This window comes from Skermanella sp. (assembly GCF_059503625.1).
Genome location: NZ_JCACHA010000726.1, coordinates 1 through 10872, shown reverse-complemented (window position 1 = coordinate 10872; position 10872 = coordinate 1). Strand labels below are relative to the sequence as shown.

Genomic DNA, 10872 nt, shown 5'->3' with positions numbered 1-10872 from the left:
AGCCTTGGCGCCGCGTTCGAGGCCGGTGCCATGGGATACCTGATCAAGTCGATCTCCCAGGAAGCGCTGTTCGAGTCGATCATGCTGGTGATCCTCGGCGAGAAGGTGTTCCCCGCCCAGCTGGCCGACCTGCTGGTGGAGAAGACGCCGCATGCCCTCGATCCCGGTCTTGCGGAGCGGCGCCGGGCGCTGACCGCCAAGGAGTTGCAGGTGATGGGCTATGTCAAGCTCGGCTACAGCAACAAGCAGATCGCGCGCGTCCTCGGAATTGCAGACATCACCGTCCGGCTCCACATAAACAATGCGTTCCGCAAGATGAACGTGAAGAACCGGATACAGGGCGCCCTGTGGATGATCGAGCACGAGTCCGAACTGGGCGGCGGTTCCGAAAAGCAGCAGATCACTCAGTAGCAGGCATGGGCGATGAATGCGGACTCAACCGATTTATCGAAACAGATCATAGCACGCGGCATCGCCACGCACCTGTGGATCGCAAGCCCTGAGGGGCGGCTGGAATACTGCAACAGCGGCTGGTGCGACTTCGCCGGACGGTCTAGCGAGGACATGCTGGTCGAGGGCTGGCCGGGATTGATCCATCCCGACGACCTGCGGGACTTCGTCCGGGACTGGCGCGAGGTCCGCGCCGCGCGGCAAGTGTTCGAACACGAATGCCGGCTGATGGGTGCGGACGGCGCGGCGCGGCGGTTCTTCATCAGGGCGGAACCGCTGCTGGACGGACACGGGAAGGTCGCCAACTGGCATGGGCTGAACACCGCCCTTCCGGAGCCCCGCGATGCCGGAGACCAGGATTCCGATAACGCCGCGGAAACCACCGTCGAAGCCGTCGAGACGATCGCGCGGGTTCGGTCACGCATGACGGCCTCCGCCAACCACGATCTCCGCCAGCCGCTGACGGCGCTTTCCTTCCTCGCGGAGTCCCTGGCGAAGCGGCTGCACGACCCGATCTCGCGCGACCTGCTGGCATCCATGGGACGCGCCATCCAGTCGATGCGGAACGTCGTGGACGGGCAGCTCTATTTCGATCAGGTGGATTCGGGCCGGGTCGAACCGTCGCTGGTCGATCATCACGTCAACGCGTCGCTGATCGGTCTGGCGAGCGAATTCAATACCATGGCGGAGCGCAAGGGACTGGGCTTCGTCCTGCACCCGAGTTCGGCCTGTATCCGCACCGATCCGGCCCTGCTCGACACGATCCTCAAGAACCTGGTGTCCAACGCGCTCCGATACACGGTCGAGGGGCGTGTGGTGGTCGGGTGCCGGCGTCAGGGCGAATGGCTGCGGATCGAGATACACGACACCGGGCGCGGTATCGCGGCCGACGAACTGGGCCTGATCTGGCAGGACTTCTTCCGCAGCTCCCGGAGCGTCCAGGAATATCCCGGCGGGTTCGGGCTCGGTCTTTCCATCGTGAAGCGGCTGGCGGACCAGCTTGGGCACGGTGTCGAGGTCCGCACCAAGCCGGGGTGCGGCTCCTGCTTCTCGATCAAGGTTCCGCTGGCGAACCGCGAGCTTTCAGCGCCTCAGGCGGAAAAGAGCGCCGCCGTCGACCGGCCGTTCGAGGGAATGAGGGTGCTGCTGCTCGACCGGGACGCGGCGACCGCCAATTCCGTCCGGCTGCTGGTGGAGGACTGGGGAGGCTCGGTCCAACTGATGCCGTCGGCGGAAGATGCGGCGGATCTGCTTGGGAAGGCCGGAGCCTTGCCGCATGCCGTTCTGGCCGATCTGCGGTTCGGCGGCGCCTCCGGCGGGATCGTCGCGATGCGCCAGTTGCTGGCGCGATCGGAACAGCCGATCCGGGGCATCATCCTGGTGGAAGAGAACACCCCTGTCCGTGAGCGCGAAATCGCCCTGGCAGGTTACAGGATGGTCGCGAAGCCGATAGCGCCCGATGCGCTGTTCCACGCGCTCCAGTGACCGACGCGTAAAGGAAGCTGACAGACCGGACGCCAACCCATTGAGATAGCTGAAGGGACGTATCCCACACGCTCCTTCGAGGCGTCAAACCGGCTGACACATTGGGGTTAACCGATAGGCTCAGAAGACGGCGGAGCCCGGCGTTGCTACTGTCCCGCGATCAAGCGACGGACAGAGAATGCAGCTCAGCCAGACGTTGATCGGTGCTGCGACCCATGGGCTTGCGGCGCTCACTTATCTGATCCTGACAGCACTGTTGGCCGCCACGTGGCAGCGGAGCCGCCACGGCGCTGCATTGATCGCGGCGACCCTGCTGACGGCGGCCTGGGCCGGCGCAGAAGCCGCGGGTCTGCGGCCGGAGATCGCGCAAACCCTGCTGCTGCTGCGCTCCGGCGCCTGGGCGCTGTTCCTGCTGGTGGTGCTGCGCCAAGTCACCCATGGCGACGCCAAGGGCTTCTGGCGCAACACGGTCGCTGCCGTGGCCGCCGGAGTGGTGGTGCTGGGCATAACGGATACCTGGATTCCCCTGCCGCTCAACCGGTTCGTCCCGGTTCCGCTGGTGGCGGGGCTGGCGCTGGCGGTGCTGGGACTGCTGCTGATCGAGAACCTGTTCTCCTTCACCCGCGACAGCGCGCGGTGGACGTTCAAGCACCTGCTGATCGGGCTGGGCGGGCTGTTTGCCTTCGACCTGTTCCTGTACAGTGGGGCGCTGCTGCTGGCGCGCACCGACCCGATGACGCTGACAGCGCGGCCGCTGGTCCAGATACTCGCCGTGCCTTTCCTGCTGGTGTCGGCCGCCCGCATCCGGACGCTGTCGTTCGACGTGACGATATCGCGCGAGACGGTGCTGCACACGACGGCGCTGGTCGGCAGCGGGGTATACCTGCTGGGAGTAGCGGCGATCGGCTATCTGCTGCGGGAAACCAGCATGACGCTGGGGCCGCTGGTGCAGATGCTGTTCTTCGTCGGCGCCGTGATGGTGCTGGCGGTGCTGCTGCTGTCGGGCGAGTTGCGTGCCCGCGCCCGCATGCTGATTTCCCGCAACTTCTTCACCTTCACCTACGACTACCGGCGGGAATGGCTGCGGTTCATCCGGACGCTGTCGGACAGCGCGTCCCAGACCAGCCTGCACGAGCGCGCGGTAAGGGCCATGGCCGACGTGTTCGAGTGCAGCAGCGGGGCGCTGTTCCTGCGCGGACGCGGCAATATCTTCGCGATGGCGGGGCGCTACAACTGGTCGGGGGCGGCCGGCATGCTGGCGCTGCCGAATGCGCTGACGGAGCGGCTGAGCGAACGGCGCGTCGTGCTGAACCTGCGCGACGGGCTGGATCTCTCCGGCGATCCTGCGGAGCAGGCGGTGCTGGGTTGGCTCCGCCGGCTGAACGCGCCGTGGCTTCTGGTGCCGCTGCGGCTGCGCGACGAGATCGTCGGCGCCATCGTGCTGAGCGAGCCCCGCGTCCCCCGCGCGCTGACCTGGGAGGACGAGGACCTGCTGGAGATCCTGGGCGTCCAGATCGGCAGCTACATCGCCGAGGAGCAGGCCAGCCGCGCCCTGTTCGAGGCGCAGCGGTTCGAGCGGCTGGGCCAGTCGTTCAGCTTCGTCGCCCACGATCTCAAAAACATGGTCAGCCAGCTATCGCTGGTCCTTCAGCATGCCGAGCGCCACGGCGGCAACCCGGAATTCCAGCGCGACACGCTGGAAACCATCGGAGATTCGGTCGAGCGGATGCGGGCGCTGCTGGGCCGGCTGAAGGAGCGGAGCGAGGCCGGCGTGCAGGAACCCGCCGGCGCGGCTGATCTGCACGGCATGCTGGCCGAGGTGGTCGAGCCCAGGCGCGCCGCCCTGCCCGGCCTGGGCTTCGGGCGGATCGATCCCGGCGTCGCCGTGGCGGTCGACCGGCTGGGCTTCACCGCCGCCGTCGAGAACCTGGTGCAGAACGCCATCGACGCGGCGCGCGGGCGGATCACGGTATCCGGCTTCGCGGAGAACGGCCACGCGGTGGTCGAGGTCACCGACGACGGTCCCGGCATGACCGACGCCTTCGTACGGGACCACCTGTTCCGGCCCTTCGCCTCGACCAAGAGCACCGGCTACGGCATCGGCATGTACCAGACCCGCGACCTGATCGAGCGCTGGGGCGGGCATCTGGAGATCGAGAGCGAGGTCGGGACCGGCACGACCGCGCGCGTGCTGATGCCGCTTGCAGAAACCCGTTCCGATGAACTGCAAGGGCAGGCCACCCCATGACAGGTACCCCATGACAGTTGCCCGCACCCTGCTGCTGGTCGATGACGATCCAGCCATCCTGCGCGGCCTGAAATGGTCGTTCGAGGACTGCGAGGTCCATACCGCGTCCGACCGGGAAAGCGCGCTGCGTCAGGTCAAGGCGGTACGGCCTTCGGTCGTGACGCTCGACCTGGGCCTGCCCCCCGCCCCCGACGACGCCGTGGAAGGGTTGCGCACCTTGGCCGAAATCCTGGCCGTGGCGCCGGAAACCAAGGTGATCGTGGTGACCGGCAACGAGGAGCGCGCCCATGCCGTACGGGCCATAGCGCTGGGCGCCTACGACTTCTACCAGAAGCCGATCGACGGGCAGGTCTTGAGCCTGATCGTCCGCCGGGCCTTCAACGTGTTCGACCTGGAAGCGGAGAACCGGCGGCTTCAGCAGAGCCGGGAGCCGAGCTTCCATGGCATCGTCACCAGCTCGGATGCGATGCTGTCGCTCTGCCGCACGGTGGAGAAGGTGGCGCCGACAGATATCAGCGTGCTGCTGCTGGGCGAGAGCGGCACCGGCAAGGAGCTGTTCGCCCGCGCGCTGCACAACCTGAGCCCTCGCCGGCGCGATCCCTTCGTCGCGATCAACTGCGCCGCGATCCCGGAAAACCTGCTGGAAAGCGAGCTGTTCGGCCACGAGCGCGGCGCCTTCACCGGGGCGGTGCGGCAGGTCAAGGGCAAGATCGAATCGGCGCAGAAAGGCACCCTGTTCCTGGACGAGATCGGCGACATGCCGATGAGCCTCCAGGTCAAGCTGCTGCGCTTCATCCAGGAACGGGTGATCGAGCGGGTCGGTGGGCGGGAAACGATCCCGGTCGATGTCCGGATCGTCTGCGCCACCCATCAGGACCTGGAAGCGCGCATCCGGACCGGCGGGTTCCGCGAGGACCTGTTCTACCGGATCGGCGAGATGGCGCTGAACATCCCGCCGCTGCGGGACCGCAACGACGACTGCGTCGTGCTGGCCCGCCACCTGATCGACAAATTCTCCGCCGATCATGGCCGCCGCCGGCTTCAGCTCGCTCCCGACGCGCTGGCGGCGCTTCGAAGCCACACCTGGGCCGGCAATGTCCGCGAACTGGAGAACCGAATCAAGCGCGCCGTCATCCTGACCGAGGGCCAGAGCATCACCGCAGCCCATATGGGGCTGGCGGCTCCGCCCGGTTCGGAGGAACCCGAAGCGGCGGCAACCCTTCAGGAGGCGCGCGACGAGGCCGAGAGGAAAGCGCTTTCCAGCGCCTTGGCTCTGTCCGCCGGCAACCTTTCCGCGGCGGCCAAGATCCTGGGGGTCAGCCGCCCGACCGTCTACAGCCTGCTCAAGCAGCACAACGTCAACCCGCCGTCATGAACGGCGCGGCCCGCCCAGTCCTTCGAGGAGTCCTTCCATGAACCAGCATCGGCCCGCGACATCGAGGTTCCGGCACTTGCTGGCAGCGTCGTCCCTGATCGCCTTGGCCACGTGCTTCACGGCCTTCACGCCGGCCAATGCCGACACCCAGCAGTCGCAGCGCTTCTACAACGAGGGCGTCCAGCAGCTTCAGTCCGGCAACGCCAGCGCTGCGGTGATCCAGTTGCGGAACGCGATCCAGCAGGACCCCGCCAACCTGAAGGCGCGCCAGTTGCTGGGACAGCTTTACCTGCGGACGGGCGACGCTGTCTCCGCCGAGAAGGAGTTGCGGCGGGTGTTCGAGGCGCAGCGCGGCGACGAGGTCGAGTTGCACCTGGCGCAGGCGCTGATGATGCAGCGGCGCTACGGCGACGTCTTCTCCGTCCTGTCGCCGCAGGGCGCTACCCCGGAACTGACGCAGGCCAAGCTGGTCATGAGCGGTCAGGCCTATATGGGTACCGGCCAGATCGACGACGCGGAGAACCAGTTCCGCGCCGCTCTGGAAACGGCGCCGAACCTTGCCGAGGCGAAGCTTGGCCTTGCCCGGATCGACGCGCTGCGCAACCGGACCGACGAGGCGCGGCGGAGCGTGGACGAGGTGCTCGCCACCTCTCCCGACAATCTGGAGGCGCTGCTGCTGTCGGCCGACATCGCCTTTGCCGGCCAGCGGGCGGACGACGCGCTGGCGAGCCTCAACCGCGCCGCGGCGCTGTCGCCCGACAACCCGCGCGTGCTGCTGCCGCGTGCGCGGGTGCGGCTTCAGACCGGCTCGATCAACGAGGCGGAGAAGGATGTCAGCCGCGTGCTGGAACGGGCGCCGCGCGACGTCATGGCAAGGTACATGAAGGCGTCTATCCAGCTCATCCGGGGAGACGCCAATGCGGCACGCACGACCTTCCAGCCGATCGAGGGAGCGCTGGCGGACTATCCCCCCGCCTTGCTGCTGAGCAGCCTGATCAAGTTCAACACGGGCCAGTACGCCCAGGCCGAGGCGTCGATCAACCGGTTCCTGGCGGTGGCGCCCGGCCATGTGCCGGCGCGCCGGACGCTGGCGGCGATCCAGCTGCGCTCCAACAATACCCTGAGCGCCATCGAAGCGCTGAAGCCGCTGGTGGCGGACCATCTGGACGACCTGATCGCCCGGCAGATGCTGGCGGGCGCCTATCTGCGCCAGGGCGACATGGGCAACGCCACGGCGATGTTCGAAGAACTGGCCAAGTCGCCCAACCGGGCGATGGCGGCGCGGGCCAGATCGACGCTGAGCCTGCTTCAGGCGGCGGATGCCGGATCGCGCGACATGCCGCCGGAAACGCGGCGGTCGGTGGCGCTCGTGCTCGACTATATCCGCAACGGCGAGTTCGCCAAGGCGCACGAGACGGTGGATAGTCTGAAGCAGGCGGATGCGGACAACCCGCAGCTCATCAGCCTGGAGGCCGCGATCTTCGCGGCCGAGGGCGACATGGGGACCGCGAAGTCGCGCCTTCAGGCCGCCAGCGCGCTCGACCCGTCGATGTCGGAGATCGCGAACAACCTCAACCTCGTCGATGCCCGCATGGGCAACCTGGACGCCGTCGAGAAGCGCCTGCGCGACGCCGTTTCGGCCAGTCCCGGCGACGAGCAGGCGGTCCTGCGGCTCGGCCAGTTCCTGGCGCAGAACCAGCGCCTGAACGAGGCGGAGGACACGCTGGAGAGCGCCGCGTCGCGCTATCCCAACTCGATCACGATCCGGCGCATCCTGGGCGAGCTGTACGAGCGGCGCGACGACAAGCCGAAGCTGCTGGAGACCGCCGGCCAGCTCCGGCAGATCGGCAATGCCCAGCCCGAAGCCCTGAAATTCGCGGCGGCGACATACAGGGCCGGCGGCGATCCGGCCAGGGCGGCGGATACCCTCCGGATCTATGTCAAGGCCAAGCCGGACGATGCCGAGGCGCAGATAGCGCTGGCCCAGAACCTGATCGCGGCCAACCGGGCGGAGGAGGCGCGTCCGGTGCTGGAAACCGTCAAGGCCAAGGACCCCGCCAGCGCCGTGGCGACGCTGGGACTGGTCGATCTGGCACTGGCCCGCAACGATGCCGACGGCGCGCTGAAGCTGGCCGACGGCCTGCGTCAGGCCAACCCGATCGCGGCGGCCCAGCTGCGCAGCAGCATCCTGCTGCGCACCAACCGGGTGGACGAGGCGATCCGGGCGATGGAGCAGGCGCTTCAGGCGACGCCGGACCGGCAGCTGGCGCTCGGGCTTTACGGGCTACGCCGCGACAACGGCAGGATGGATCAGGCGGTATCCGGGCTTGAGGACTGGGTCAAACGCAACCCCGGCGACGTGGCGGCCCGTACCGTGCTGGCCGACACCTACCTGACGCGGCAGGACCTGAAGCAGGCGGAGATGCACTACGACATCCTGGTCCAGGCCCGGCCGGGCGATCCGGCATTGCTGAACAACGCCGCCTGGATCGCGCATGAACTGGGCAGCCCGCAAGCCCTGCAATACGCCCGCCGCGCCCATGCCGCCGCCCCGTCGGCTCCCGAGATCGCGGATACGCTGGGATGGATCCTCGTCCAGTCGGGCGAGACGGCGGAGGGAGTGGAACTGCTGCGAAGCGCCGCCGCCGGCGCGCCGTCGAACCCGGACGTGCAGTACCATCTGGCCTACGCGCTCCATGCAACCGGCGCCAAGGACGAGGCGCGGGAGATCCTGGAGAAGCTGGCCGCGGACGGCAAGCCGTTCCAGAGCCGCGAGGAAGCGGCCAAGTTGCTGGCGACGATCGGGAAGTAGGACGGGAGACCGGGTGAAACGGGTGCCGGGCCGAGGCCCGATCCCCTGTCCGGCTGTTCACTGCGTATAGGGCGTGATGAATTGAGCCGGCTCGATCCAGCCGAAGGTCTTGAGCTGGTTGCCGCGAAAGACGCACTCGAACTTGACGGGAACCGGCTCCTTGAACTGGTCGGGATCGGAGATCGTGCCGACGACCTGGACGATGTCCATGGGGAAAAGCGCCGGGGTGCCGGCCTGGGGCAGCCGTTCGATCCGCGCGTTGTCGATCGGACGCCAGGGCCAGACGGCCGAGGGCAGCTCGGCGCAGGCCTGGGCGGTAGTGGTGCTGGGGAACATCTCACAACCGCCGAGCGCCGTTGCGGCGGTCAGGAGGCAGGCGACGGTGAGGAGGGGGCGCATAGCGGTTTGCTCCGGATGATGAGACTGTTAAGCGTCGGGCGGGATCATAACCCGGTCTAGCCGCTGGATGAACATTGACGCGCCGGGGGACGCACGCCCCTGGCCCGCGCCGGCTGCTCGTCGCGGGCCAGACCGGCGTCGGTCCGGAGCATCTCGCGCACCGCCAGCGGGTCGCTCGTCGTGCCGCCAAGCTCACCGAAGAACCGGTCGCAGAAGGCTTCCACCCTGTCCATGAAGGTCCGCAGATCCTGCTTGGTCCGCACATAGGGCGTGTTTCCGGGCACCATCGACGGGCTGTGATACGACAGCATGAAGATGCGCTGGCCGCGCCGGATCATCGCCCGGACCAGTGCCATGTGCTGGGCGGGCGGGACTCCTTCCGGGGTCAGAATGATCCGGTCGATCAAGCCCAGCCGCGAGAGCACGCCGGGCAGCCGGCAGGCCTGCGCCAGCGGAGACTCGAGCGCCCCTTCGAGGCGAGGCCCCGAATCGGAGAGCAATCCCACATAGCCGCGGGTCAGCGGCAGTTCCAGCAGGCGGCCCGCCGGACCGATCCAGTAGGGCTGCGGAGCGACCCGGCGGAAGTCCGGGCCATGATGGGTCCGCAGGTCCGCTCCCGGCACGGCGCTGATATCGATCTGATAGCCAAGTTCCGTCAGCGTGCGGAAGGTCCTGGGACCGAGACCGTAGCGTCCGGCCTTGTAGATGCGCGGCGTCAGGCCCAACCCGTCCTCGATGGCATGGGTCAGCACGGACAGCTTGGCGCGTTCCAGATCGGGGGGGAGGTTGCCGGGGAAGGAGTTGCGCTCGCAGATTTCCTCGTCGAAGGGCGGATTGACCCACGGGTGAAGCTGGGTACCGATCAGGCAGGCGTCATCCTTGAGCAGGTCGCGGAGCGGTTCCAGCCCGTCGGGCTGGCTGGCGACCGGGTAATCGACGACATAGGTCGGACGGATGCCGTACTTCTCGAAGATGCGGTGCATGGGACCCTGGGCCGCCATGGAGCGTACGCTGTGGCGGTCCCGCGTGAATGGCCCCGACCAGTCGAACTCCTCCTCCGCGTCCACGACCACCAGCAAAACCGGGGGAAGATCGGGCGGCAGTCTGATTGGATTCCAGTCGTCCTCGAACAGGACCTTTTCTTTTTCCGCCCGCATTTTTCCGATTTCATCGCAAGTTGTACTGTAAGGCGTGCCGTTGGTCATCTTCTGGCGAAAGGCCGATCCGGTCATGGCTGAAGGCCGATATGGAGCGCCACCGCGGAGCCGATGCTGATGCCGAGCGCCGCCAGCGCCAGCAGGCCGGCGACCCAGTTGGGCACCAGACTGCGGCGCTGCCGAAGCAAGAGCGATTCAAGTTCGTCCTGGCGGGCGGCGATGGCGTCCAGGCGGTCCAGCACGGTCTTGTCCGCCGGACCGCCCCGCTCCCGGTCGGCTTCCAGACCCCGCAGCAGGCGGTCGACGCGGTCGGTCGTCGCCCGCATGCCCTGGGCGTGGTTGAGCACCAGCGAAGCCATGTCTTCCCGCTGGCGGGCGCTCAATTGCTCCAGGGTGCGGCTGAGTTCCGCCGCCAGCATGTCGCCGACCAGCCGGACCGCCGGCGTTCCCGCGTCGCCGCCCGCCCCGCCAACCGTCCCGCTGGCCGCATCGCCCACCGCACCGTTGCCGAGCCCCATGACGCGCGCCGTCACGATCTGCCCGGACAGGCTGCGCAGATCGGAAGCCATTTCCTCCAGCGACTTGTCCCTGACCGCCGAGTGTCCGTCTCCGCCCGTATGTGCCACCTCCCGCTCCTCCACGTCCTGGTGCAAGCCGGCATCCAGGTCTTGCCGAAGCCTATTCGCCCGGCTCATTCCGGAAACCGATCCAACCATGAGAACCTGCCCAGTTGCATGACGCGATAGCGGCTTATCCGCTGTCTTCCGAGGTATCCGAACCGACTCAACAGCATAAGCGGCACCGCCGCCACACCCAAGTAGTAGCGTTGGCACCGCCCGATGACATTGCGGCTAAGTTTTCTCGAATTCAGTGCCTGTCATGCAACAATCCATATGAAGTATCCACCTCACCATTGGCGTCATTGATGGTGCATTCCGGTTCCAGC

8 protein-coding genes are annotated in these 10872 nt (G+C 67.4%); 5 read left to right on the top strand and 3 right to left on the bottom strand.

Annotated features, from left to right (window positions below):
* From AC5JJ6_RS24585 to prsT, 5 genes are all read left to right on the top strand, one after another.
* Positions 1-411, top strand: a 411-nt coding sequence (locus AC5JJ6_RS24585; RefSeq protein ID WP_496044585.1) for a LuxR C-terminal-related transcriptional regulator, incomplete at its 5' end; no start/stop codon positions are given.
* A 12-nt stretch (positions 412-423) separates the two neighbouring features.
* A complete protein-coding gene (locus AC5JJ6_RS24580) occupies positions 424-1935 on the top strand; it encodes an ATP-binding protein (RefSeq protein ID WP_496044584.1) in 1512 nt (503 codons plus the stop codon).
* Between the two features lie 178 nt (positions 1936-2113).
* Positions 2114-4183 carry an XrtA/PEP-CTERM system histidine kinase PrsK gene (gene prsK, locus AC5JJ6_RS24575; RefSeq protein ID WP_496044583.1) on the top strand — a complete coding sequence of 690 codons (2070 nt, stop codon included), beginning with the start codon at positions 2114-2116 and terminating at the stop codon, positions 4181-4183.
* Between the two features lie 10 nt (positions 4184-4193).
* Positions 4194-5558: a PEP-CTERM-box response regulator transcription factor gene (prsR, locus tag AC5JJ6_RS24570; protein WP_496044582.1), complete on the top strand. Its 1365-nt coding sequence runs from the start codon at positions 4194-4196 to the stop codon at positions 5556-5558.
* Between the two features lie 37 nt (positions 5559-5595).
* Entirely contained in the window at positions 5596-8370 is a 2775-nt protein-coding gene (gene prsT / locus AC5JJ6_RS24565) for an XrtA/PEP-CTERM system TPR-repeat protein PrsT (protein WP_496044581.1), read from the top strand.
* A gap of 57 nt (positions 8371-8427) precedes the next feature.
* Here the strand turns inward: prsT and AC5JJ6_RS24560 are convergent, their stop codons facing one another.
* The 3 genes from AC5JJ6_RS24560 to AC5JJ6_RS24550 all read right to left on the bottom strand — a co-directional run bounded on the left by AC5JJ6_RS24560 (position 8428) and on the right by AC5JJ6_RS24550 (position 10621).
* Entirely contained in the window at positions 8428-8769 is a 342-nt protein-coding gene (locus AC5JJ6_RS24560) for a hypothetical protein (RefSeq protein WP_496044580.1), read from the bottom strand.
* A 56-nt stretch (positions 8770-8825) separates the two neighbouring features.
* Positions 8826-9926 (bottom strand): polysaccharide deacetylase family protein, encoded by a 1101-nt coding sequence (locus tag AC5JJ6_RS24555; RefSeq protein WP_496044579.1) that lies wholly within the window; start codon positions 9924-9926, stop codon positions 8826-8828.
* Between the two features lie 71 nt (positions 9927-9997).
* The gene (locus AC5JJ6_RS24550) at positions 9998-10621 is read right to left on the bottom strand and encodes a hypothetical protein (RefSeq protein WP_496044578.1); all 624 of its coding nucleotides are present in this window, start codon (positions 10619-10621) and stop codon (positions 9998-10000) included.
* Between the last annotated feature and the right edge of the window lie 251 nt (positions 10622-10872).